Origin of the sequence: Granulicella sp. 5B5 (assembly GCF_014083945.1) — a bacterium.
Classification (GTDB): Bacteria; Acidobacteriota; Terriglobia; order Terriglobales; family Acidobacteriaceae; genus Granulicella.
Genome location: NZ_CP046444.1, coordinates 1,890,655 through 1,915,135, shown reverse-complemented (window position 1 = coordinate 1,915,135; position 24,481 = coordinate 1,890,655). Strand labels below are relative to the sequence as shown.

12 protein-coding genes are annotated in these 24,481 nt (G+C 60.5%); 5 read left to right on the top strand and 7 right to left on the bottom strand.

The features are described from left to right. Positions 1 to 56: 56 nt before the first annotated feature. Together GOB94_RS08005 and GOB94_RS08000 are read right to left on the bottom strand one after the other, a co-directional pair. Positions 57 to 500, bottom strand: a complete 444-nt coding sequence (locus GOB94_RS08005; protein ID WP_182278288.1) for a hypothetical protein — start codon at positions 498 to 500, stop codon at positions 57 to 59. 38 nt (positions 501 to 538) lie between these two features. Beyond that, entirely contained in the window at positions 539 to 1,894 is a 1,356-nt protein-coding gene (locus GOB94_RS08000; RefSeq protein WP_220465014.1) for a dipeptidase, read from the bottom strand. 440 nt (positions 1,895 to 2,334) lie between these two features. Between GOB94_RS08000 and GOB94_RS07995 the strand changes: the two genes are divergently transcribed. Continuing rightward, a complete protein-coding gene (locus GOB94_RS07995) occupies positions 2,335 to 6,060 on the top strand; it encodes a carboxypeptidase-like regulatory domain-containing protein (protein ID WP_182278287.1) in 3,726 nt (1,241 codons plus the stop codon). A 105-nt stretch (positions 6,061 to 6,165) separates the two neighbouring features. Here the strand turns inward: GOB94_RS07995 and GOB94_RS07990 are convergent, their stop codons facing one another. From GOB94_RS07990 to GOB94_RS07980, 3 genes are all read right to left on the bottom strand, one after another. Next, on the bottom strand, positions 6,166 to 7,815 hold the full coding sequence (locus GOB94_RS07990; protein ID WP_255484357.1) for a tetratricopeptide repeat protein: 1,650 nt from the start codon (positions 7,813 to 7,815) through the stop codon (positions 6,166 to 6,168). A gap of 91 nt (positions 7,816 to 7,906) precedes the next feature. Then, positions 7,907 to 9,697, bottom strand: a complete 1,791-nt coding sequence (locus tag GOB94_RS07985) for a tetratricopeptide repeat protein (RefSeq protein ID WP_182278286.1) — start codon at positions 9,695 to 9,697, stop codon at positions 7,907 to 7,909. Positions 9,698 to 9,702: 5 nt separating this feature from the next. Then, positions 9,703 to 10,239 (bottom strand): hypothetical protein, encoded by a 537-nt coding sequence (locus tag GOB94_RS07980; protein WP_182278285.1) that lies wholly within the window; start codon positions 10,237 to 10,239, stop codon positions 9,703 to 9,705. 75 nt (positions 10,240 to 10,314) lie between these two features. Between GOB94_RS07980 and GOB94_RS07975 the strand changes: the two genes are divergently transcribed. Then, complete coding sequence (locus GOB94_RS07975) at positions 10,315 to 12,762, top strand: hypothetical protein (protein ID WP_182278284.1); 2,448 nt, start codon at positions 10,315 to 10,317, stop codon at positions 12,760 to 12,762. Positions 12,763 to 13,254: 492 nt separating this feature from the next. Here GOB94_RS07975 and GOB94_RS07970 read toward each other — a convergent pair whose 3' ends face one another. Both GOB94_RS07970 and GOB94_RS07965 read right to left on the bottom strand, forming a co-directional pair. Then, the gene (locus GOB94_RS07970; RefSeq protein ID WP_182278283.1) at positions 13,255 to 15,036 is read right to left on the bottom strand and encodes an alpha-glucosidase; all 1,782 of its coding nucleotides are present in this window, start codon (positions 15,034 to 15,036) and stop codon (positions 13,255 to 13,257) included. A gap of 198 nt (positions 15,037 to 15,234) precedes the next feature. Further along, complete coding sequence (locus GOB94_RS07965) at positions 15,235 to 17,106, bottom strand: alpha-glucosidase (protein WP_255484356.1); 1,872 nt, start codon at positions 17,104 to 17,106, stop codon at positions 15,235 to 15,237. Positions 17,107 to 17,563: 457 nt separating this feature from the next. On the opposite strand from GOB94_RS07965, the gene GOB94_RS07960 reads away from it, so the two are divergent. The 3 genes from GOB94_RS07960 (at position 17,564) to GOB94_RS07950 (ending at position 24,453) form a co-directional block, all read left to right on the top strand. Continuing rightward, entirely contained in the window at positions 17,564 to 21,325 is a 3,762-nt protein-coding gene (locus GOB94_RS07960) for a TonB-dependent receptor (RefSeq protein ID WP_182278282.1), read from the top strand. Between the two features lie 151 nt (positions 21,326 to 21,476). Continuing rightward, complete coding sequence (locus tag GOB94_RS07955) at positions 21,477 to 22,499, top strand: tetratricopeptide repeat protein (protein WP_182278514.1); 1,023 nt, start codon at positions 21,477 to 21,479, stop codon at positions 22,497 to 22,499. A 58-nt stretch (positions 22,500 to 22,557) separates the two neighbouring features. Beyond that, positions 22,558 to 24,453: a CRTAC1 family protein gene (locus tag GOB94_RS07950; protein WP_182278281.1), complete on the top strand. Its 1,896-nt coding sequence runs from the start codon at positions 22,558 to 22,560 to the stop codon at positions 24,451 to 24,453. Positions 24,454 to 24,481: the final 28 nt, after the last annotated feature.

The following is a 24,481-nucleotide window of genomic DNA, read 5'->3' as shown; positions in this document are numbered from 1 at the left end:
GAGTAGGGAATAGGGAGTAGAAAGCGGCGAGGCCTGATGGTCTCGCCGTTGATTATTTAAAGTGTGATGGGTTGGAGAGTGGGGGGCATCCAGCGGGAGCGAGCCTCGGTGGAGGAGACGACGTCATAGTCATAGAAGCGACTGTAGATGTCACGCTGCGGGGCGAAGTGGTTGACTGCGGCAGTGGCGAAGGCCATGGGGTCGATGGGCTGCTTGCGCTGGAGATAGGCGTCCAGAAGCTTGATCCAGAAGACGGTCACGGTCTCGTGGTAGCCGTCAGTGGCGGTGTTTTTGCCGCCAACGGCCACGTTGTAGCGCTGAACGCAGGTGCGCATGTGGTTGAGCGCGTCGGTTTCGCCGAGCTGGTGGACGTACCATGCGCCGGCGAGTAGGTGGGCGCCGTGGGTCCAGCGCTCTTTGGGGAGAGTGCCGTCCTCAAAAGCAGCGAGGAAGAGCAAAATCTCTTCTTCGGTGGCCGGCAGTGTTTGTGTCGCTAACATAAGCTTTATTGTTTCATCGGCTGCCCCGCGTGGACACGTTACTTTTGGTCGATTGAAGCCTCAATGGGTGGTTCGTTTTTGAGCTCGCGAGCCCGCTGCTCGACGGCGCGCATGACACGAAGGAGGTTACCGCCGTAGATCTTCTCGATGTCCTGCGCCGAGTAACCCTTTTGCAGGAGGGCGCGTGTGAGGCGTGGGAACTTGTCGTAGGAGCTGAGTTCGGCGGGGACGCAGCCGACGCCGTCGAAGTCGGTGCCGATGCCGACGTGGTCGATGCCGCCGATCTGGACGGCGTGGTCGATCTGGGCGACGACATCGGCGAGGGTGGCAGGGGGGAGTTTGGCAGCGCTCTCCGTGGCGAGTGCTTCGATGGCGGCCTCGCGGGCGGCGGGGTCGGCGATCTTCATGGCCTCCTGATAGCGGGGCCGGAGCTCCTTCTGGAGAGGTTTGGAGTCATCCTCATAGCGCTGCGAGAGGTAGGCACAGTCGAAGTTGATCTGGATGACGCCGCCGTTGGCCGCGAGCTTGCGGATCATGTCGTCGGTCATGTTCCGAGTGTTATTCGAGATGGCGCGGCAGGAGGAGTGCGAGGCGATGATGGGCGCGGACGAGGCGGCGATAGCGGCATAGAAGGTGGCGTCGGCGGTGTGAGAGATGTCGACCATCATCCCGAGGCGGTTCATCTCGTGGACGACGTCGACGCCGAAGGGCGTGAGGCCGCCGTGGTGATGGACCTTGGGGTCGTTGATGTCGCCCTGGGAGTCGGCCCAGTCGTTGGTGTTGAAGTGGGTGAGGGTCATGTAGCGGACGCCGAGGACGTAGTAGTCGCGGAGGAGACGGAGGGAGTCTTCGATGGCGTGACCACCTTCGATGCCCTCGAGCGCGGCGATCTTGTGAGCCTTGTGCGCGGCGACGATGTCGTCGGCGGTGGTGGCGAGGACGAAGTCGTTGGGATGTTTTGCGACGATGTCGGTGCGGATGGTGTCGATCATCTGTAGTGCGCGGTTGGCGGAGTGGTTGCCGTTGACGTAGGAGGCATCGACGTAGACGGCGAAGAACTCGGCGGAGAGGAAACCTTTCATACGCGGAAGGTCTGTTTGGCCGCGCTTGTTGGGAGTGGCGATGTCGTAGCCGTCGACGGTGCGTGAGGTGACGTCGTCATGCGTGTCAATGAGGATCGCGTCGTGAGTGATCTTGTCGACTTCAGCTTGTGTGACCGGCGTTGTGCGAGGCGCGCGCGGTTGCTGGGCATAGAGGCTGAGTGGCAGCAGGGCAAGAGCGAGGATGGCGGCAGAGTGATTTCGCGAGATCATGCGGGCCTTTCCGGTGAGCAGGGATACCGCCAGTGTATGCGAGAACCCAAAAGGATTCAGGTGATATTGCAGTGATGCCATGTGTTTGCAGAGGCTTGAGGCAGGCGTACTGCATGTAGAGGGCAGAGAGATTGCTGCAGCGATTGACACTGTGCTCATGAGATTGTATTTTCAGTAACAATACCTAAACGGTCGTTGCTGCACGCAACCGAATGGCGGCAAACCATTCGGCGTGATGAACCGTATCCACGCAGGAGCCACTCACTCTTCGCGCGGCCACTGTGATTTATCCCTGTTTCTCTCCAGGAGAGATGCGGCCCTTGATGGGCCAAAGATTCCGATCCGAGCAGCATCCACGCCGATGCCGCTGGATATAAGCAATCCTCACAATTCGTCCCGTTGGGTGCGAGTGCGCTCCGAGCAGCCCAGCTGCCAGTGATGGCTGCTATGCAGGCGTGTACTTGTATCCACTGCTATCGCCGTACAACACCACTTTCCTACAAGCAATTGCTGGAGGCAAAATGTCTTTGCGTCGTCGTCGCATCTGGATCGCTGCCCTGTTGATTGTCGTGTCGTTCTCCTTAGGTGTAGCTACCACGATGGCGCAGACCACCTATGGCGCTGTGCGTGGAATCGTAAAAGATCCGCAGGGAGCTGCGCTGGTCGGTGCTACTGTGACGCTGGTGAATGAAGGAACGAAGATCGCGCGTAAGACGGTGTCGAACGCGTCGGGCGAGTACAACTTCACCTCCGTTGAGCCAGGGTTGTATACGGTGATGGTGACGATGGGCGGATTCAAGAACACGTCGAACCGGGGTGTGGGTGTCGAGACAGGCGCGACGGACACGGTGGATTTATCGATGCAGTTAGGTGGCTCGACAGAGACGGTAGAGGTATCGACAGCGGAGCCATTGATCGACACCGCGAACGCCAACGGAGGCCAGAGTTTCAACAGTACGCAGTTGGAAGAGTTACCGAACCTGGGTCGCAATCCGTTTGTCTTTGAGAAGCTCGATACAGCGACGACGCCGGTGGGTGATCCTCGTTATGTACGTGCGGAGGACCAGACGGGACAATCGACGATCTCTGTTTCCGGTGCGCCGATTGGGGCGAACAACTTTGCAGTAGACGGCATTCCGATTTCGCAGTCGAACGGCGGCGTTACGTTTATTCCATCCCTGGAAGCCGTTTCGGACGTGAAGGTGCAGTCCAACACGTATGATGCCGAAGTGGGCCGCACGGGCGGTGGCATGTTCAACACGACCCTGAAGTCCGGCACGGACCAATATCACGGCGCTTTGTACGGCATGACGCGCCAGACCAACTGGAGCGCGAACTCGTTCACGAACAACCGCACGCCGTACCTGGTGAATGGCGTGCAGGTGGCGAGCCAAACGCCAAGGCCGGCTGTGGAGACGTATCTGTATGCGGGCGCTATCGGTGGGCCAGTGCCTTTCAGCGACAAGGTGAAGTATCTGAAGAACACATTCTTCTGGATCGTCGAAGAAGGTTATCGTCAGGCGCAGCCGCTTCCCGGCAGTGGCAGCTATATTGTGCCCACACCGGCGGAGCTGAGTGGAGACTTCAGCGGAGATACAGGGGTGACGCTGTACGATCCGACAACGCCATCGACCGGAACAGGCAGAACGCCAATCTCCTATATGGGGAAGGCGAATGTGATAAACCCGAGCTATATCAGTCCAATCGGGCTCGCGATTGCGAAGTCGTTTCCTGCTTGTACGGCGTGTTCCAATGGCGGCGGTGTGAACAACTACTTCTCGTCGGATGACTTCAAGACCCGTTCGGACATGTACAGCGGCAAGCTCGACCATGTGTTTACGCCGTGGTGGTCGGCGACGCTCTCGTATGTGCACCTGGCGACGCAGGAGCCGTCGGGCAGCTTCATCCATACGATCGATAACGCTGACGGCATCCTGCATCGCTTCAACGATGCGACTGCTTACAACAATGTATTTCAGCTCAATTCGACGACGATCCTGACCGTGGGTTATGGGTTCAATCGCTACTACAGCCATCAGGTTCCGTACTCGGAGTCGGGTTTTCCGGGTGGCTTCAATCAGGCAACGGGGTTCGGCGGTGTTGGCTTCCCGGCACCCTATGTAGCACTGGTGCAGTCGCACACGTTCCCGTCGATTTATGTGAACGGCGTTGGGCCTTCGGGCGGTAGCAGCCTTGCAGGTGGTTCGACTTCGACGGCGAGTCTGGGAACCTCTGACTCCGGCCCAACGATCCAGTCTTCTCGCAACGTTGTGATTGGGATTGCGAAGACGGTGGGCAAGCAGGACATCAAGGGCGGATACGTGTACCGCCATCTGAGTAACTTCCAGCAACCCCTGGGGAGTTCGGGTGCGTTCTACTTCGACGGACAGTACACGTCCGCGAATGGCGGCCAGCCGAGCGCGGCAAACGGAGGTAATGCGCTAGCCGATCTTCTGATGGGTCAACCGGGTGCAGCGCCGAGCACCAACAACGGCAGTCCGGAGTCGCTATCGCAGGTGGCGAATGCAGCGGGCAACTTCAACCAGATCATCGCGTACCATGCGCTGTTTGTGCAGGATAACTTCCGCGCGTCGCAGAAGCTGACCTTGAACCTCGGCGTGCGGTATGAGTATGAGCTGGGACAGAAGGAAGCGAAGAACCAGTATGTCGTCGGATTCGATCCCAATATTGGCTATGTGTTTCCGTGTTCCGCATCAGCGGGCACCGCGTGCGCGCAGGCGCATGGTGGACTCGCTTTCGCGGGCCAAAATGGTTACCCGACGCATGCGAATGATTTCAGCCACGCGAAGATCTCACCACGCGTGGGGTTTGCGTACGAGATCCGTCCGGGGACGGCGTTACGTGGCGGGTTCGGCATCTTCTATGCGCCGGTTGCAACAGTGACGGACACAACGGGTTACTCGCAGACGACGTACTCCGCCCCGACGGGCGCGACGGTGACGACAACGTCGCCGGTAGGGACTGATGCGCCGCTGTCAAATCCGTTTGGCGGCGCTTCGGCGATCCTTGCCCCGAGCGGCAACACGCTCAGCTATCTTACAGGCACGGGTGGTTCTGTGAGTGTGCAGGACTTTCACCGCAAGTATCCGCTGGTGGAGCAGTACTCGCTGAACGTAGAGCATCAGCTGCCCTATGGTGTGTCCATCGAAGTGGGTTACATCGGTGCGCATTCGAAGTACTTTCCGCAGAATGTCAGCATCAACCAGCTGACAGATGGGCAGCTCGCGCAGTTTGCCTCGGGCGCGCAGACGGTGAGCACCACCAAGGTGGCGAACCCGTACTATGCTCCGACGCTGACGAACGGCAAAACAACGTATCCAACGACAGGAGCACTTGCATCGTCAACGATCGCGCCAGCACAGCTGCTGCTGCCGTATCCGCAGTTTGCAGGTAATGGTGTCACGTTGATCGAGAGCGTCGGCTACTCGCTATATAACTCGCTGGACATCAAGGTGCAGAAGCGTTATCACGGATTGACAGTGCTTTCCACGTACACGTGGTCATCGAACTGGGACAACTTTTACGGGGCTGCAAGCGCGTACAGCTCATCGCTTAATAGCACGTCGGGCCCGCAGGACAACTACAACCTGAAGGGTGAGTATGCTCGCGCGGTGAATGATATTCCGAACCGCATGACGGTCAGCGCAACGTATGAGGTGCCGGTTGGGCGCGGGCGGAAGTTCTTCGGCAATATGCCGAAGCTCGTCGATTATGCGCTTGGCGGCTACGAGATCAACGACGTGAGTATCCTGCAGAATGGCAGCCCGCTCTCCATTACGCAGACGAACCTGAGCTCAACGCTGGGCACATCCGGCTTTGGAGGCAGCACGCAGCGTCCAACACTGATCGGCAACCCCTGTCTCTCCGGCTCGCCGGAGAGCCGCTATAACGCATACTTCAACGTAGCGGCCTTTGCGCCAACACCGGCGTTTACCTATAGCACGATGCCGCGCTCATTGCCGTGCAAAGGTCCAGGTTATGCCAACAGCGACTTCTCCGTGAACAAGACCTTCTCTATTGGAGAGCGCGTGAAGGTGCAGTTCCGTGCCGAGGCGTTGAACGCGACCAACACGCCGGAGTTTGCGAATCCAGGGCTTTCGTTCAATGCAACACAGACCAACGCGACGGCGGCTCCGACGCTGACGAAGTCCAGCACGACGGGCATCGTTCAAGGAACAGTCGGCTTCAATCGACAGATACAAATGGGTGGGAGAATCACTTTTTGACCCAACGTTCGGCAACGAATCCAACCTATTACCGCGAAACAAGGGTGCCAAGATGGCACCCTTGTTTCATGATGGGGAGGCACGTTGCACTGCTGATGGCAACATCTATTGCACGAGGCAGCGGCTACCGGCGTAGTTGCCGGTGTTTATGTAGTCCCGTAGCTGCGGGCTGTCAGGATTGGCGCGCTGCAACTGTTGGAGCACGTTGTGGGCCTGTGCCTGCCGGCCGAGCTTGCAGTCAATGTAAGCGAGGTTGAGGCCTGCTGCAGTCTGCGTGGGATCGTTGTCGATGAGGCGCTCGAGCAGATTGATTGCCTCTGGAAGGTGAGCGGAGGAGGCATCTAGCACGGCGAGATTTGCGAGTGCGGCGGGCTCGTAGGGGTCGACGTTGAGTGCGGCCGTGTAAGAGGCTCGAGCCTTCGCGGGTTCGTCGTTGATCTGTTGCAGATAGCCGAGACGGACGTTCAGTTCTGGATCGTTCGCTCCGGCGAGAAAGGCTTTCGTCAGGTAGTTGAGTGAGAGCTCAGCAGCGTGGCGGTCGCCTTTGAGGGCCTCCTGCGCGTAGGCGAGGCCATATTCGCGATCGCTTGCGGGAAAGCTGCCGACGGGGACTAGCTCATCGGTGGAGGTCGCTTCTAGATTGTGCAGTGACAGATGCGATGACGCGCCGGCGGGCTGTGCTTCGATGTCATGGTCGGTGACCTGTTCGTGCGAGATGTCGGTGGTGCTGCGTGAAGGCATGTGGCATTTAGCGCAGTCAGGCTGCTCCGCGTGGTGTGTGGCCATGGCTGGAGAGCTGTGGCACTGGAGGCAGCGAGTGCGGAAGTATTGCACGCGCTCGGCGGGTGTGGGATCGTAGTGCGGGTCGTGGCAGGTGGTGCAGGTGAGCTTGTCCCCGCTGGCGCGCTTGCAGGCGCTGCGCAGCAGGGCTTCGTACTGGCTGGTGGCGCGGCGTCCGTCGCCGTCTTCGTGAGAGCGTACGAAGTAGACGGCGAAGTCGGCGAGGTCGTCACCGGGCTTGAACTGCGAGAGCGACTTGCCGGGACGGTAGACGACGGCGTTGCCCTCGAGATGGCATTGGATACAGGAGCTGTCGCGGCGTGCGGGTGAGAGCTTTGCAGGGTTCACGATAGGCGCGTGACCTTTAGCAGCGAGATGCTGTGTGGGGTCGCCGTGGCAGGAGCTACAGCCGATGCCTCCCTGATGAAAGGGGATGTTGGCGAAGCGGCTGCGTGCAGTGGGGAGGCTGGGTTGCACGTCGGTGGCGTGGCAGTGGAGACAGTTGGGGTCGACGGGCAGCGGCGCGGGCATGGAGGTCGCGTTGTCGAAGGCCGGAGCCATCGCCCAGGTGTTGCGGCGCGTGTAAAAGTTGATGGGTAGCTCGAACCACTGGCCGTTTTGCTGGAAGAGATAGGTGCGGCCGCGATGGCCGGAGCCAATGTAGTAGAGCAGTTGCTGCTCGCCGGATAATGCGCCCTGTGGTGACGATGCGGGGCGAGTATAGGTCATCCATGCGGCGCCGTCGCGGAGGAAGACACGGTAGTCGATGGATGAGAGCGTGTGATGGAACGCCCCGGGAATGAGGCCGTCCGTTGCGACGCCGCTGCCGCGCGCCATAGCGGTGGCTTCGTACTTGTCGTAGATGGCCTGATGGCATTGCGCGCAGACTTTGTCGGGGTTATCGAGTGGGGTCACGAGCGCGGGCGTGACAGGCGTGGAGGCAGCTACAACGATGTGTGGTGTTGAAGCGATCACAGCCGCTGCTGCGACTACCGAGACACAGAAGAGGGTAGCGAGGAGACGACGGATTGGAGTGAGGACGGGCACAAGAAGTAGGCAGAGGAAGCTATTTTGCTGGAGGAGTTGCGAGTGCAGCGGCTCGGCTGCGTTCGAGGGCAGCGTCTGCAGTTTTTCCCTGACGAGTGTACGCGTCGGCCAGGAGCTGATGGGCTTCGGCGGAGTTCGGCGCGGCTTGTACTGCGGTGTTTAGCTGAACGATTGCGTCGTCGAGCTTGTTCTCAGCGAGCAGGGCACGACCGCTCTTCAATGCGAAGCTGGCGCGCTGGCGGCTGACGGCGGCACGGCTGAGGTCGGCGGCGATCTTGCGCTCGGCGGCAGCTTCCTCTTTTAGGCCAGCCTGTACTTCGAGTGCGGCGACCTCGACGTGCAGGTTGGGCTGGTCTGGTTGGAGAGCGATGGCGCGTTTGAGAGCTTCCATGGCGCCGGTGGGGTTGCCGGAGTCGCGGAGGACGCTGCCGAGCAGGCCCCATGCGTCTCCATTGGAAGGTTGTAGAGCGACGGCATGTTGCAGTTGCGTGGCGGAGTCCGCGAACCTGCCCTGCTGCATGTAGATGACGCCGAGCGTGTACGGGGGATCGGGCAGCGAAGGATCGAGTTTAGCGGCGTGTTCGAACTCGGGGACAGCTGCAGCGAGGTTGTCCTTCAGCTTAAGTGCGAGGCCGAGATCATAGTGCAGGTGCGGATCATTGGGCTCAAGCGCAAGACCGGCACGGAACTGCTCGATGGCGTGGTCGAGCTCCTGCTCCTGCAGATACGCCGCGCCGTAGTCTTCGCGAAGCGTTGGGACGTCAGGGCCGATGGAGAGGGCTTGCGCATAAAGTTGAATCGCGCCCTTTGCATCTCCGGTTTGCACGTGAGCGAGTGCGTAGTTCGTGAGTGCAGAAGAGTAGTCGGCGGGCTTCCACGCGTTGGAATTGTTTGTGGCGCGGGCGAAGATTGGGAGAGAGCCTGCTGCGTCTCCGCTGGCCTGGAGTGCGAGTGCGAGTGCATAGAGCGCCCGCAGGTTCGTTACGTTTGTGCTGAGTTCGGCTCCGCGATGGAGTTGGTCGAGAGCGTCCGTGTCGTTGCCCTGAGCAGAAAGAGCGCGTCCGAGCTGCAGGTGCGGATCGAAGCTGTTTGGGGTGGCTTCGACGGCGAGCTTGAGTGGGGCGATGGAGGCGTCAGCTTGGTTGAGCGCGAGGAGCGTGGTGCCGAGATGGTATTGCGCATCGGAGAGTGTGGGATCGAGAGAGACAGCTTGCTGGAACTGCGGGAGCGCCTGGGCGAGGTTTTCGTGCTGAGCGAGCAGTGTGCCGTAGGCGTCGTGTAGCTGCGCGGAGTTGGGTGTGTTGGTCAGAGCAGCTGCGAGCGTCGACTGGGCCATTGCGATATCGCCTGTGGCTGAAAGGGTTGCGGCGTAGGCGATCGTCTCAGGAGTGGAGAGCTGCGGTGCTGACGGTGTAGCGAGTGCTTGATGAAAGAGGCCAAGAGCTGTGTCGTAGTGAGCGCTCGCGACCTCAGCGCGAGCAAGGTTGAGATCGATGGATGCGTCAGCCGGTGCGAGTGCGTGTGCCTGGTCTAGCTCCTTCTCCGCGAGGTCGATCTTTCCCTCATCGAGGTAGACGGCACCGAGGGCTGCGTGGGTCGCGGAGACCTGCGGTGCGAGTGATACTGCGCGTGCGAAGGCGGACTCGGCTGTAGATAGATCTCCCTTGTTGGTGGCGTCGATGCCTTGAATCATCGCTGCCTTCGCCTGGTCGAGATTTATATTGTTCTGTTGCGCTAAAACAGAAAACGTCAGCAGGCAGAGGATCGCATGGATGGCGATGGCTCTGCGATGGGGACGCTGCGGTGTCATTGAAATTACTTTGAGACGGGCGAGAGGACAACATAAGTGCGTCCGAGGTAGAGACGATAGTGGTCCGCGCTGCCGGGTTGCGCGAGAAGCTGCAAAGGCGTCGGGCGAGCGATCTCAGCGTCATGCACGGTGGCGGTGCGGAAGAGTTCGTTGCCACCGATGTCCATGACGATCATCTGATTGTTGGCGATGAAGCCGAAGCCGTAGGCGCCGGGAGCGAGTGTGTGGTCGCCGATGTGCAGCGGGACTTCGGTGAGGAGATAGGCTTGGTAGTTCTGCTGGATGGCAGAGGAGTAGCCGGAGGTGTCGACGACGGTAAAGAGGATGAGCTTACCGTCGGCTACGCGGATGCCTGCGGAGTTGCGTCCCTGAATGGTGGCGGACTGACCGCGGAAGAAAACCTTTGCGGGAAGAATGGCCGCGGCTTCGGTGCGGTTGAGCAGGCCGGGCGCGGGCGCTGCGGTAGTCTGCGCGCAGGCCGCGACGGTTCCGAGGATAACGATGAGCGTTGCGGTGATGAGCGAGCGTAGACGGCTTGTCATGGTAAGGCTCATCCTACGGAACTGCAGCTAGCGCTTGCAAGGTAGAATGGAGCGGTTTTTATGAGGTGACGTGCGATGTTTCTGCGGGGTGCTATTGGGTTGAGTTTGTTGATGAGTGTGGGGGCAATGGCGCAGACGCTGGAGCCGGTGAATGCGTTTCCGCTGCGCAGCGATGGGCCTGTGCTGCGGCAAGCTGTCCATACAGGCGAGCCGTTCACGGTGGCTGGGCCGCAGGGGGTGCTGGTGGGGCAGCAGCAGGGTGAACTGGAGGCGTGGGTGCTACCGGTGAAGCTGTTGAGCCATCTGACGGTTGAGGCGGAGGTGGAAGGGTATCCGGTGCCGCTGGATCTGAACTCGATGGCGCGCGAGATTGAGGTTAGGCCGGACCACACGACGATTACTTACTCGCACATTGCGGTGACGGTGCGGCAGACGATGTTTGCTGCGAAGGACATGCTCGAGGGAACGGGCGCTGTTGTTGTGTTTCAGGTAGATGCGGTGCGGCCGGTGGAGCTGACGCTGCGGTTTACGGCGGAGATGCGGCCGATGTGGCCGGCGAAGGGGTTTGGTACGCCTTCTGCCGAGTGGGTGACGCAAGGGACTAGCGGGTATTACGTGCTGCATACGGACTATCCGGAGTTTGCCGGCGCGGTGGCGCTGCCGGGTGCGACGGACGGGATTATGGCGCCGTATCAGGAGCGGCCACAGGTGCATCCGCTGGAGTTTCGGTTGCACTACGATCCGAAGACGGACAGTGGCAAGGTGTATCCGTTGCTGATGGCGGTGGGGCAGACGAAGGCGACGGCGACGAATGCCGCGCTGGAGGCGAAGCTGGCGGAGCTCGATCGGCAACTGCCGGAGATCTACGCGGCGCATGCTGCGCGGTATCGCACGGAGGAAGAGCAGCGGACTGCGATTGAGACTCCGGAGGCGAAGCTGGATGCGGAGTTTGGGTGGGCGGAGACTTCGATTGAGCAGCTCCGCGCGAAGGCGACCGATGGCGAAGAGGCGCTGGTTGCGGGGTACTATGCTTCGGGTGATTCGGCGCGGCCTGGGTTTGGGTGGTACTTCGGGCGGGATGCTCTGTACACGTTGTACGCCGTGAACAGCTATGGGGACTTTGCGCTGTCGAAGGAGGAGCTGGAGTTCCTGCTGAAGCGGCAGCGTGCGGACGGCAAGATGATGCATGAGTACTCGCAGACAGCGGGGACGCTGGACTGGAGCCAGTTTCCGTATGAGTATGCGGCGGCGGATGCAACGCCGTTGTTTCTGACGGCGTTGCTGGATTATGTGAAATCGAGCGGCGATGTGGCGTTTCTGAAGGCGCATCGCGATGCGGTGATGCGGGCGTGGCAGTTTGAGACGACGCATGATGCGGATGGTGACGGAATTTATGACAACGCACAGGGCACGGGGTGGGTGGAGAGTTGGCCGCCCGGTATGCCGAAGCAGGAGGTGTATCTGGCGTTGTTCGACGAGCAGGCCTCGCGGGCGATGGAGGATTTGAGCCGGTTGCTGGGTGACGATGCGACGGCGGTTGCGGCGGCGAATCGTGCGAAGACGGTGCGCGCGACGATTGAGAAGGAGTACTACGAGGCGGGCAGCGGAGAGTATGCGTTTAGTTGGAACAACGGCAAGCTGGATACGACGGCTACGGTGTTTCCGGCGGTTGCGTGGTGGGATAGCAGTGAGGCGTTACAGCATCCTGAAGCGAGCTTGAAGTTGTGGGCTTCGCATCGGTTTGATACGGATTGGGGGGACCGGGATGTGGCGGAGGACCAGGCTTTGTATGACCCGATCAGCTATCACCAGGGGTCGGTTTGGCCGCTGTATACGGGGTGGGCGGCGATGGCGGAGTATCGCGGCGGGCAGCCGTTGAGCGGGTATCAGCTACTGATGCAGAATGTGGACCTGACGACGGCGCAGGACCCGGGTGCGGTGACGGAGTTGCTGTCGGGCGCGTTCTTTGAGCCGTTTGGGAGAAGTACGAGTCATCAGTTGTGGTCGTCGGCGATGGTGGTGACGCCGTTGCTGCGTGGGATGTTCGGCATCGAGGTGGATGCGCTGAAGCATGAGGTGCGGGTTGCGCCTCGGCTGCCTGCGGATTGGGACCATGCGGCTGTGAAGCGGTTGCGGGTGGGTGATTCGGTGGTGGATGTGAACTACAAGCGCGATGGTGCGGCGATGGTGGTTTCGCTGGTCCAGGTTTCGGGGCCGCGGGTTGTGCTGGGGTCTGAGGCTCGGGTGCCGCTGCCTGCGGTGGAGGTGGCGATTGCGCATGGGTTGCCGATGCGTGGGGCTCGGACGGCGCAGATGAAGGTGCTGCAGGCGACTTCGTCAGAGCACTCGCTGCGGTTGGAGCTGGAAGGTGTTGGTGGGACGACTGCGGTGCTGCAGGTGCGGCGAAATGTTGCTGGTGCGGTGGTGCGGGTTGAGGGTGGTGTGCTTGAGGGCGATGTGTTGCGGGTGCGGTTTGCGGATGGCGGTGGCTATCGGACGCAGGTGGTGATGCTGCAATGGTAGGTGCTGCACCCTCCCCCGGTTTTGGGGCTATGATCCGCAGCGGATTGGGGTTAGTGTCGTAACCGGTTTGGTGGTTACCTTGCTTTCGATTGAGGAAGAGCGCTAAACGAGAAGACCCCGCCTGGGCGGGGTCTTTGCTGCTTCTATTGTAATTGGCGTGTCAAGGGGGAAAGGCCCGGGGCTGAAGCCCCTTTCTTCCGGGGTCGGTTTCAGGGGCCTGAAGGCCCCTGAAACCTCCCGGGTACGCTCGCGCCTGCGGCTCTCTCTGCGGTTGATGCAGGTCTCTCCACTGCGCATCGCGATGAAGCTGCGATGCTTCGGTCGAGATGACAGATTTGTGGTGAGTGAGGGTGAAAGCAAACCTTGGGGCTAAAGCCCGTTCTTTTGCGTGCCTATGAGACCCGAGGCTGAAGCCTCGGGCTACCTGAGCTGTGGCAGGCGAAGAGCAGCTCATAGAAGAGCAGCTCATAGAAGAACAGACCATAAAAGCGGTTACTTTGGCCCGGTCGGGTCGCCGATGTAGGTAGCGTATGGGGCGAGGGTGAGGATTTTGTGCGGTACGGCGTCCGTCAGATTGGGGTCGTCGGTTTGGAGGGTGGTGAGGTGTGTTGTGTTGGAGTCGGTGAGGTTGAGGGTTTGGGGTTGGGCGGTGAAGTTCATCGCTACGAGGACGGTGTGGTCCGGTGTAGTGCGGATGTAGGCGAGGACGTTGTTGTTGGTGGTGTCGATCATCTTCATCTCGCCGGAGATGAGGGCCGGGTTGGTGCGACGCAGTTGGATGAGGTGCTTGTACCAGTTGAGGAGGGAGTCAGGTTCAGAGCTCTCTGCCTTGACGTTGGTGGTGGTGTAGCTGGGTGGGATGGGGAGCCAGGTTTTGGCGGCGGTGGAGAAGCCGGCATCCTTACCGTTGTCCCATTGCATGGGGGTGCGTTCGCCGTCGCGGCCTTTTTCTTTGGGCCAGCCGGTGATGCCTTCGGGGTCCTTCACGTCTTCTTTGCGGGTAGGGGTGGTGGTGACCATGCCGATCTCGTCGCCGTAGTACATCTGCGGCGTGGAGCGGGAGGTGAGCAGGAGTGTCGCCATGATGCGGGCGATGCGGGCCTTCATGGCGGGGTCGGTGACGGCTGGCCCGGTGACGGCGTGGCTATAGCGGTCCCAGATGCGGTCCTGGTCGTGGTTGCCGAAGAAGAAGTAGGGTTGGCCGTGCGCCGGGTTGCTCTCGATCTGCTGGATGTACATGCGGAACTTCGGCACGGAGAGCTGGTTGATGTCCGCGACCTGGAAGTCCATGGGGAGCTGGATCTCGTCGTGGTTGCTGCCGTACATCTTGGATAGAGCGGCGATGTTGGGCTCGTCTGCTTCGGCGATGAGGACGGGGTTGCCGGGATACTTGTCGACGACGGCGCGCATGGCGCGGAGCATGTCGTGGACCTCGGGGAGATCGTCGGTGTACTTGTGCTGGATGTTGGGGTCGCCGAAGGCGTTGGTGCCGGGGAGGCTGGGGTCGTTGCGCAGTTGCGGGTCTTCAAAGAGGCGGGAGACGGCGTCGATGCGGAAGCCGGAGACACCCTTGTCCATCCAGAAGCGGAGGACGTTGAGCATCGCCTTCTGGACTTCGGGGTTGCGCCAGTTGAGGTCAGGCTGCTGGACGTAGAAGTAGTGGTAGTAGAAAGACTTTGTCGTTTCGTCCCACTGCCAGGCGGAGCCACCGAACCAGCTTTGCCAGTTGTTGGGCGGGACGACAGGGCCGTGGAGGCCGTTGTGCTCGTTCTTCTTTTGCAGGGCGACGAGGCTGGGCGAGTTGGCGGGGATGCCGTCGTTCCAGATGTACCAGTTGCGCTTGGGGTTGGTGCGCGAGGAGCGCGACTGCTTGAACCAGGCGTTCTGGTCGGAGGTGTGGTTGGGGACGTAGTCCATGATGACGCGGATGTGGTGGTTTTTGGCTTCGGCCATGAGGTGGTCGAAGTCGGCCATGGTGCCGTACTGCGGGTCGATGGCGGTGTAGTCGGCGATGTCGTAGCCGAAGTCGACCTGCGGCGAGGGGTACATGGGGGTGATCCAGATGGCGTCGATGCCGAGGGACTGGAGGTAGGGGAGGCGCGAGGTGATGCCGTTGATGTCGCCGATGCCGTCGCCGTTGGTATCCTGGAAGCTGCGAGGGTAGATCTCGTAGATGATGCCGTGCTGCCACCAGGGGTCGTTGCTGGCGGTTTGCGTGAGGGCAGGGAGTGTGAGGAAGGCTAGGGTGAGGGCGAGGAGTGTGCGGCGCGTCATGGGCGGTACCTGTCAAGGAAAGTCGAGTGCCGGGTTTGAGGGGGTACGCTCGCGCCTTCGGCTCTCGCTACGGCAAGTGCGTTCACGCAAAGTGCGCAGAGGAAAAGCCCGCAGAGGACGCAATGGAAAACAAGCAACAGCAAAAGCGAGGACGGCAGGAGTTGGCGACTCCTGCCGTCTCGGTGATGCAGGACGGGATTACTTTACGCTACCGATCCAGCTGCTGTATGGCGGCAGCGTGATGTGGGTGAGCGAGGTGGTGGATTCGAGTGAGGGGGCGTCGGTGAGCAGCGTGTGGACTGCGCCGTGGGGGACGGCTGCGCTGGTGAGCGAGACCGTTTGCGGCTGCGCGGTGAAGTTGTGTGCAACCACGGTAACTGCGCCGGAGCCGGTGGAGCGGAGGTAGGAGAGCACGCTGGGGTTGGTGGGGTCGAGCATGGTGATGCCGCCGTCGCGGAGGGCGGGGTTGTCGCGGCGGAGAGCGGTGAGTTTTTCGAACCACTCAAGCTGCGAGTGGGCCTCTTTGGACTCGACTTCTACGTTGACCGTTTTGTAGCTGGGTGGAATGGGGAGCCAGGTGTGGGGGTTGGTGCTGAAGCCAGCCTGCGGGCCGGGTGTCCACTGCATGGGCGTGCGCTCGCCGTCGCGGCCTTTCTCCTTGGGCCAGCCGGTGATGCCGATGGGGTCTTTGACGTCTTCGCGGCGGGTGGGCGTGGTGGTGACCATGCCGATGTCCTCGCCGTAGTAGGTGAGCGCGGTGGCGGGGACGGTGAAAAGGACGGCGTCGAGGACCTTGTTGACTAGCGGGCGGTCGACGGCGGGGTTGGGTGTGCCATCGCCGTAGCGATTGATGGCGCGGACGTTGTCGTGGTTGTCGAAGACGAAGAGCGGGCGGCCGCCGTGGACCTGGGTTTCAGCCTCCATGATGTGTTTGCGGAAGCTGTCGGCGTCGAGCTTGTCGTGGTCGCCGTGGAAGCCGAGCAGCATGTCCATGGGGAGCTGGAGCTCGTTCTGCGCGGCGCCGCCGTACCACTTGTCGAGCTCGGCGGTGTTGGGCAGGTAGGTTTCGCCGATGAGGACGCGGTCGCCGGGATAGCTGGAGACCATCGCGCGCATGCGGCGGATGACGCCGTGCACCTCAGGCAGGTTGCTGGTGTAGGTGTCGCCGACGCGCGGATCGCCGTAGGCGTTGGTGCCGCCGAGCTCCGGGTTGTTGTGCAGCTTGGGGTCCTCAAAGAGCGTGGGGATGGCGTCGAGACGGAAGCCGGCTACGCCGCGGTCGAGCCAGAAACGCATGGCGGCGAAGCAGGCCTTTTCGACCTCGGGGTTGCGCCAGTTGAGGTCGGGCTGCTGCTTGTAGAACTCGTGGTAGTAGAACTGATGAACGGCGGGCACCCACTGCCAGGCGGAGCCGCCGAAGCCGGAGACCCAGTTGTTGGGCGGGACCTTTCCTTCGTGCTCGAAGCGTTTTTGCCACGCGGAGACGCCGGGGGTATCTGCGGAGATACCGTCGTTCCAGACGTACCAGTTGTGCTTGGGGTTGGTGCGGGAGCTGGCGGAGTCGATGAACCACTGGGCCTTGTCGGAGGTGTGGTTGAGGACCATGTCGAGGAGGATGCGGACGTGGTGCTTTTTGCCTTCGGCGATGAGGCGGTCCATGTCGGCGAGGGTGCCGTACTGGGGGTCGACGGCCTCGTAGTTGGAGATGTCGTAGCCGAAGTCGACTTGTGGGGAGGGGTACATGGGGGCGATCCAGATGGCGTCGACGCCGAGATGCTGGAGGTAGTCGAGGCGCGAGGTGATGCCGTTGAGGTCGCCGATGCCGTCGCCGTTGGTGTCCTGAAAGCTGCGGGGATAGATCTCGTAGACGACGGCGTGCTGCCACCAGGGAGCGCCGGCGATAGTGGAACCCGGCAGGGACTGCGCGATCGCGGTGCCGGAGAAGAGAGTAGCGGCGAAGAGAAGGGCCGCAAACAGGGTGGTCAGCGAGGCAGGGCGATACATCGTGCGAAGCGACGCCAGTCGGCGGGAAATGTGCGTGCGGAGCACGTGTGCGGGGCGAAACGACATAAAAACTCCTCCAAATGCAAACGGGAGAAATATAGCATTCGCTGCCGATAGACAGCGAATCTGTCATGTCAGTTCGTTCTGCGGTCAAGTCGAACCGGGGGCGATGAATGGGGTTGGCAGGAGGGCGATCGGGAGGCTGCGTTTGCGTCGATATTCAAGGTAAAACGAAAAACTTCGCGACATAAAGAAATCATAATTTTTGCGTGGCGAAGTAATGTCATGACAATTGACGGGCATTTCTTTGGTTTCCGGCGCAGGAATATGTTGACAATTTGCAGGGCACTTGCGTAATGTTTGCGAGGTTCAAAAGCAGGCATATCTGCGGATGCCAATCTCAATCTTTTGGTGGATGCAGTCGAGAGCCAACGGGCCGCTACGCAGTTTGGCATAGGCGGCGGTAAGAGTACGCACCACCGATTGGCTCCAAACGAAGCAAGACATTTTCGGAGGACTAGATATGTACAAGAACTGGATCAAGGGGGCGAAGCTACCGCTGTTGATGGCCGCCGCGGCCGCCTTTCTGGCATCGGGGCCAAGCGCGGCAGCGCAGGCGGTCTATGGCCAGATTCTGGGCAGCGTGACCGATTCGACAGGCGCGGCGGTTCCGGGCGCGACGATTACGGTCACGGACGTCACGAAGAATACAGCGGTGACCCTTACCAGCAACGGCGCGGGTGAGTTTACAGCGCAACACCTTATTCCGGACACCTACGACGTAAAGGTCACAGCTGCGGGCTTCAAGGGGTATGAAGCGAAGGGACTTCAGGTCTTTGCCGACGATTCGGCGACGGTGAAGGCGGTGTTGCCAGTTGGCGCGGCAAACGGCGAAACGGTGGAGGTGGACGCCGATGCGGTGCCGCAACTCAAGACAGACCACGCTGACGTCGCAGTGACCTACACGGCGCAGGAGCTGACTGAGCTGCCGATTCCGGACCACAACTTTGCGAACCTGCAGTTGCTGCTGCCAGGCGCGGTGCAACTGGGCTGGTCACACGCCGCGGATGAAAACCCGCAGGGTTCGAAGCAAATCGAGATCGACGGCCAGGCGTTTGCGGGTGTGAACTACACGCTGGACGGCACGGACAATCAGGATGCGGTCCTGGGCATTATCGTTATCAATCCGAACTCGGAGTCGATGTCGGAGGCGAAGATTGCCACGCAGAACTTCGACGCGGAGTTCGGCAAGGCCGTCGCTTCGGTGGATACAATCCAGACGAAGTCCGGTACGAACCAGTTCCACGGAACGGTGTTCGACAATCGCGAGAGCAATGCCAACCTGGCACGCGATCCGTTCCAGCAGGGACCGACGCAGCTTGCTTCGAGCGGCGGTTTCCCGGGCGGCATCAAGAGCCAGTTCGGCGGTTCGATCGGCGGGCCGATCATCAAAGATAAGGTCTTCTTCTTTGGCGACTACCAGGGTGTTCGTCAGAAGGTGGGTATCGCCAGCACGGCGACCGTGCCGACCTCGCACCTGATTACCACCTGCCTGAGCGGCAATGGGTGTGACTTCAGTGAGTATGTGAACTACGGCGCGGCGAACCCGGCAACGACGAGCACAGGCGTATCGTACAACCCGTACCAGATCTACGAGCCCAACAGCACCACGCCGTATCCGAACGCGATCATCCCGAACTCGGCCCTTTCGCCAGCGGCGCTACAGCTGCTCAAACTGCTTCAGCCGTACGCGCCAAACACGGCGGGTACAGATGGCGGGTTTTCGCAGAACTACGCGGGCAGCGGCTCAGGTCTTTTCAATAGTGACCAATGGGACGTTCGCGGTGATGCGGTGCTGAACGAGAAGATACACATCTTCGGGCGCTTCAGCCGCTTTACCGATACGCTGACCGGCAAGACGATGTTCGGCAACGCGGGTGGCCCGGGCTTCGGTCTGGGCGGCTATGGCGGCACGTCCAAGGGCGCAAACGACAGCGTCGCGCTCGGCACGGACATCGCCATCAACTCCAAGTTGGTGACAGACGTTCGACTCGGCTACTTCCGTTATGGCATCACCACCGCGAAGTACGATACCGGCAACACGAACCTGCCCATCCAGGGCGAGAACGTGAGCGGCACGGGAGCCAACGCGTCACTCACGGTGGCGCAGGACTTCGGCGCGCCGGGCTTCAATATCTCGGACCTGAACGTCACGAACCCGACTGCAAGCCCGAACAACCCAACAGGGGGAGGAGCGCAGTACGGCGCCGGTTTGAACATCAATCGCTGCAACTGCCCATTGACGGAGCGTGAAGACCAGTTCCAGCTTGTGAACAACTGGACGAGGACGATCGGCAATCATTCCGTCAAGGTTGGTATCGATCTGCGTTACGCTCGCAACTTGCGCGTACCGTCGGATTCGGACCGCACCGGCTTGAACAACTTCGGCACAGGCCCCACGTCAAATGGATCGACGGGCGGTCTCGGTTTCGCGAGCCTGGTTCTGGGTGACGTGACCAGCTTCAACCGGTATGCGGGCACGCCGAGCGAGCTGAACGCAAAGGAATTCCAGCCACGGGATTTCTTCTACGGACAGGACACCTGGCGCGCAACTCCCAAGTTGACGGTGAACGTCGGCGCACGCTATGAGTACTACGCTCCGGAACGCGTGAACGGTAAAGGTAACGGCGCTCTGCTGAACCTGGCTACGGGCTACCTCAATGTGGCAGGTGAAGGCGGCATCCCGCTCAACATGGGCGTGGCGGCAGCGAAGAACACCTGGAACCCCCGTCTCGGCGTGGCCTACCAGATCGACCAGAAGACGGTCATCCGGGCCGGTTATGGGCGCAGCTTCGATCTTGGTGTCTTCGGCTCGGAGTTCGGCCATGTGGTCACGCAGAACATTCCCGTTCTGGCGAACCAGTCGATCTCCTCTCTGAACGGTGCCCAGAGCTACGCGTTCCAGTTGGATAATCCGGCGGTAAGCGGCACGAACTCCGCGGGGCTGGTGAACTACACGCCTGTCGCGGCGAACGCGCAGGGCCAGATCCCGGTCACGGCACCAATTCCGGGCACCAGTGCACTGGGAGCCGATGTTCCTTGCTCGCAAGCCGGTGCCAACTGCGCAACGGCTGGCGGTTCGGTCAATATGAAGGCGCGTCCGTTTACAGAGCGGCTGCCGACACTGGATGCCTGGAACTTCAGCGTACAGCGGTCCATCACACCGACTACCACGGTGACGGTGGCCTACGTTGCCAACAAGGGAACCCATACTCTCAGCGATTTGAGTGGCAATACCACAAATCCGAATGAGGCGGCGATCTCGCTTCCGGCATCGTTCAATGTGACGACGAACCAGGCGCTGCACTTCGATCCGGCTGGTGGCACCTGCCTTGCCGGCACGGCGGGTTGTACCAATCCTGTAAGTACGACGACGGGCGCAACCAGCAACCAGACGCTGCTGCAACGCTATACAAATGGCACACTGCCAGCGTGCGGCGGGGCAGCTTGTAACTGGACGCAGGCTATCAGCTACTACGGCGATGACCAGGACACTCATTACAACTCACTGCAGGTCAGTTTGGCGAAGACGTACGCGCACGGGCTTTCGGTCAATGCGAACTACGCTTACCAGCGAGGCCGCGATGCGAACAGCAGCTTTGCCACGTGGAACAAGCAGGCTGTGATCGGAAATGACAGCTCCATTCGCCGCAACGCGTTCACAGCCTATGGCCTGTACAAGCTGCCTTTCGGCAAAGACCAGAAGTTCCTGAACAGCAACAGGGCGCTGAACTATATCGTCGGCGGTTGGGAGTACAGCCCCACGTTTGTGTGGCAGAGCGGCTTGCCATTCACGCTGTCATTCAGCGGCTGCGGCAACGATCTGCCTGGCGATGCTCCATGCCAGGTCAACGGCAATCCTTCGTCGTTGCACACGGGGGTCAAGGGATTTCCTGGCGGCCCGACCGGCGTCACGTTCTTCCAGCAGCAGACACTGGGGACGACCTTCACCGATCCGGGTCTGGATACTATCGGCAACGCCGGGCGCAATACGGCCTGGGGTCCTGGTTTGTTCAACAGCGATATGTCCATCATGAAGAATGTGACCTTCCATGAGCGCTACACGGTGCAGTTCCGCATGGATGCGTTCAACGCCTTCAACCACATCAATTTTGAGAACCCGGGCGGCAATATTCAGAACGGCAACTCGATTGGCGGTGGCCCCGGGCCGAATGGCACGACCAACCCGCGCCAGTTGCAGTTCACACTGCACTTAGCGTTCTAACCCGCCATACTGCAAACGGGTGAAGGGAGAGCGATCTCCCTTCACCCTTTGCTTTTACTGGTACGGCGACTGTAGTAGTTTGATCAGCAAAGGTCTGTGGGGCTTTTTCAGCATGTTTCGATCTTCTTCGGTTCGCGGTCTGTGCGCTCTTATGAGCGCGGTGGCTGTGTGCCTGCTTTCGTGCTCGTTGATGCGTGCGCAGAGTGCGGCAGGCGCAACTTCCGCTGATTCGCTGGATGCCAAGACCGTTCGCCATAGCATCGACATGGGACATGCAGACCTTGCTTTGAAGCAGATTGCGACGCTGCGTGCAGGGCACGGCGTTATGGCCGGGCTGAACCGGCTCGAGGGGCTTGCAGAGTATCAGTTGGGCGATCTGCATGCTGCCGATAAGGCGTTTGCGGCGGCGCTGTTTGAAGACCCACATGATGTGGAGTCGTCGCAGATGCGTGGGCTTACGCTGTTTCGGTTGGGGCGGCCCGCGGATGCGATTCCTTTGTTGGAGGCGGCGGGCAAGCAGGGCGCGCTGGGAAAGGCTGATCCCAACTATATTCTTGCGCTCTGCTATATGGACACGAGACGGTATGACGATGCTCGCCATGCGTTTGCGGCGCAATATGGCTTCGCTCCGGATGGCGCAGCAGCGTACCTGATCGCGGCGCGGATGTTGTTGCGGCGGGAGTATCTGCCGGTGTCGCAGAGCTTTGCGCAGAAGGCGCTGGCGATCAATCCGAACCTGCCGCTGGCGCATGAGTTGCTGGGTGAGATTGCACTGGCGGGGGACCATCTCGATGAGGCGATTGCGGAGCTGGAAAAGGAGAAGGTGAATAATCCGCTGGAGCCTAGTGTGTATGCGGGACTCGGCGAAGCGTATAACCGGGCGGCGAAGTATGACGACGCGCAGCGTAACCTGCAGGCGTCGATCCTGCTTGAGCCGAATGCGACGGGGCCGTATATCTCGCTGGGGAAGACGATGTTGAAGAAGGGCGATGCGGTGGCTGCGCTGACGTATCTGCAACACGCGGAGCAGCTCGACCCGCAGAACTTTCGGACCCATAGTCTGCTGGGGCAGGCGTACAGGGCGATGGGGCGCGTAGAAGACGCGGCGCGTGAGACGGAGAAGGCAGAGAAGATACAGCAGGCGAGTGAGCCGAGGATCGACACGCAGCACTGATGCGAGGCGAGTGGCGATCTTTGAGGGTCACCATACTTCTGCTGGGAGAGAGGACGAGATGATTTGGACGCGACGCGGATTTATCAGGTCTCTCTCTCGCACGGCGCTGGTGTTGCCGTTTGAGGATGTGCTGAAGCTCGCCATGCCTGCGGGAGCGCAGCAACAGGTGCCGCAGATCGGAGCCAGGCCGAGCTATGATGCGAAGCCGAGGCCCGCGCCGAAGACGCTGCCTTCGCCGGTGACGGGGATGCCGCTGGGGTTCAGCTTTGTGGATGTAGCGAAGCAGAGCGGGCTGCATGCGAAGACCATCTATGGCGATGAGCATAAGAACCGCTTTCTGCTGGAGACGACTGGATGTGGCGTTGCGTTTTATGACTTCGACCATGATGACTGGCTCGATATTTTTCTGGTGAATGGCACACGGCTGGAGGGGTTTCCGAAGGGGCAGGAGCCGATCAGCCGGTTGTTCAAGAACAATCGCGATGGCACGTTTACCGATATCACTGCGAAGACAGGGATGACGCGGTCGGGCTGGGGGCAGGGTTGCTGCGTGGGCGACTATGACAACGATGGGCTCGACGATCTGTTTGTGAGCTATTACGGGCAGCCGATCCTTTATAAGAACCATGGCGATGGCACGTTTACGGATGTGACGGCGAAGGCTGGACTGACACAGTCGAAGACGCGGTGGAACTCGGGGTGTGCGTTTCTGGACTACGACAAGGACGGGCATCTCGATTTGTTTGTGGCGAACTATATCGACTTCGACATCAAGACGGCGCCGCTGCCGGAGGCCGCGGGGTGCGAGTACAAGGGCATCCAGGTGGCGTGCGGGCCGCCGGGGTTGGATGGCGGGAAGAACATTCTGTATCACAACAACGGCGATGGCACATTCACCGATGTGAGCCAGAAGGCGGGGATGTGGGACACGATCGGCACGTATGGGCTGAGCGTGACGGTGGCGGACTTTGATAACGATGGCTGGCCGGATATTTATGTTGCGAACGACTCGACGGCGGCGACGTACTACCAGAACCAGAAGGACGGCACGTTCAAGGATGTTGCGATTGAGGCGGGGATTGCGTACTCGCCTGATGGAAAGCCGCAGGCGGGCATGGGTGTTGCGGTGGGGGACTTCAATCGCGATGGGCTGCTGGATATTGTGAAGACGAACTTCGCGGGCGATACAGATTCGCTGTATGAGAACCTAGGCGATGGATCGTTTGAGGACCACACGTATCTTTCGGGGCTGGGGATCAATACGCGGTATCTTGGCTGGGGCGTGAGCTTTGTGGATGTGGACAATGATGGCTGGTTGGACATCCTGATTTCGAATGGGCATGTGTATCCGGAGGTGGATGGTTCGCACCTCGATGCGCCATATGCAGAGCACAAGTATTTGTATCGCAACCTGCGCAATGGGCAGTTTGAAGAGGTGACGAGCAAGGCGGGCAGCGGCATGACGGATGCTGTTCCGGCGCGGGGGTGCGCAATCGGGGACTATGACAATGATGGTGATATGGATGTAGTTGTGAACTGTGTGAATGCCGTGCCGCAGCTGCTGCGGTGCGATGCTGTTCTCATGAATGGGATTCAGCGGAACTGGATCAAGATCAAGCTGGTGGGGACGAAGAGCAATCGGACGGGAATTGGCGCGCGGATTACGGTGACGGCGACGACGGCTCCGCAGGCGATGAGTGGCGTGTGCAAACAGCCGATGAAGCAGATTGATGAGGTGCGCAGCGGCGGGAGCTACTACTCGCAGAACGATCTGCGGATGCACTTTGGATTGGACCAGGCGGTGAAGGTGGATGAGGTGACGATTGCGTGGCCCTCGGGGACGAGGGACTCGCTGAAGGACCTTGCGGCGAACCATCTGTATGTGGTGCAGGAGGGTGGGAAGATTTTGCGGGCGGTGGCGATGGGTGGGGTTGTTGAGAAGGCGGCGAAGTGAGATTTGCTGAAGCAGCTAGCGCTCGCTC

Bases quoted from the DNA above. Each gene is read 5' to 3' on its own strand.
- GOB94_RS08005 (WP_182278288.1), bottom strand. From the start codon at position 500: ATGTTAGCGACACAAACACTGCCGGCCACCGAAGAAGAGATTTTGCTC.
- GOB94_RS08000 (WP_220465014.1), bottom strand. From the start codon at position 1,894: ATGGCATCACTGCAATATCACCTGAATCCTTTTGGGTTCTCGCATACA.
- GOB94_RS07995 (WP_182278287.1), top strand. From the start codon at position 2,335: ATGTCTTTGCGTCGTCGTCGCATCTGGATCGCTGCCCTGTTGATTGTC.
- GOB94_RS07985 (WP_182278286.1), bottom strand. From the start codon at position 9,697: ATGACACCGCAGCGTCCCCATCGCAGAGCCATCGCCATCCATGCGATC.
- GOB94_RS07980 (WP_182278285.1), bottom strand. From the start codon at position 10,239: ATGACAAGCCGTCTACGCTCGCTCATCACCGCAACGCTCATCGTTATC.
- GOB94_RS07975 (WP_182278284.1), top strand. From the start codon at position 10,315: ATGTTTCTGCGGGGTGCTATTGGGTTGAGTTTGTTGATGAGTGTGGGG.
- GOB94_RS07970 (WP_182278283.1), bottom strand. From the start codon at position 15,036: ATGACGCGCCGCACACTCCTCGCCCTCACCCTAGCCTTCCTCACACTC.
- GOB94_RS07965 (WP_255484356.1), bottom strand. From the start codon at position 17,106: ATGTCGTTTCGCCCCGCACACGTGCTCCGCACGCACATTTCCCGCCGA.
- GOB94_RS07960 (WP_182278282.1), top strand. From the start codon at position 17,564: ATGTACAAGAACTGGATCAAGGGGGCGAAGCTACCGCTGTTGATGGCC.
- GOB94_RS07955 (WP_182278514.1), top strand. From the start codon at position 21,477: ATGAGCGCGGTGGCTGTGTGCCTGCTTTCGTGCTCGTTGATGCGTGCG.
- GOB94_RS07950 (WP_182278281.1), top strand. From the start codon at position 22,558: ATGATTTGGACGCGACGCGGATTTATCAGGTCTCTCTCTCGCACGGCG.